The organism is Salipiger sp. HF18, assembly GCF_011806505.1.
GTDB lineage: Bacteria > Pseudomonadota > Alphaproteobacteria > Rhodobacterales > Rhodobacteraceae > Salipiger > Salipiger thiooxidans.
Genome location: NZ_JAATOS010000971.1, coordinates 1 through 599 on the forward strand (window position 1 = coordinate 1; position 599 = coordinate 599).

Annotated in this window: 1 protein-coding gene and 2 pseudogenes; all 3 read left to right on the top strand. The window is 60.9% G+C overall.

All coding sequences use genetic code 11. From position 1 onward, the window contains the following. Positions 1-248: pseudogene (rplB, locus tag HC022_RS28325) on the top strand (50S ribosomal protein L2); the annotation flags it as partial. 3 nt (positions 249-251) lie between these two features. Beyond that, entirely contained in the window at positions 252-530 is a 279-nt protein-coding gene (rpsS, locus tag HC022_RS28330) for a 30S ribosomal protein S19 (RefSeq protein ID WP_008883583.1), read from the top strand. 3 nt (positions 531-533) lie between these two features. Then, a pseudogene (locus HC022_RS28335) lies at positions 534-599 on the top strand (50S ribosomal protein L22); the annotation flags it as partial.

Sequence of the window (599 nt, forward strand, 5' to 3'; positions counted from 1 at the left end):
ACAACAGCAACCAGAACCTCGGCAAGGCCGGTCGCGTCCGTCACATGGGCAAGCGTCCGTCGGTCCGCGGTGTCGTGATGAACCCGATCGACCACCCGCACGGTGGTGGTGAAGGCCGGACCTCCGGTGGCCGTCACCCGGTGACGCCGTGGGGCAAGCCGACCAAGGGCAAGCGTACCCGCAACACCAACAAGGCGTCGCAGAAGCTTATCATCCGCTCGCGCCACGCCAAGAAGAAGGGTCGCTAATCCATGTCGCGCTCTGTTTGGAAAGGCCCTTTCGTCGATGCCTACGTCCTGAAGAAGGCCGAGAAGGTTCGCGAAAGCGGTAAGAACGAAGTCATCAAGATCTGGTCCCGTCGCTCGACCATCCTGCCCCAGTTCGTGGGCCTGACGTTCGGCGTGTACAACGGCCAGAAGCATGTGCCGGTGAACGTGTCGGAAGACATGATCGGCCAGAAATTCGGTGAATACGCGCCGACCCGTACCTACTACGGTCACGCTGCCGACAAGAAAGCCAAGAGGAAGTAAGCCATGGGCAAGGATAAAAATCCCCGCCGCGTGGCGGACAACGAGGCGATGGCGAAGCTCCGTATGCTG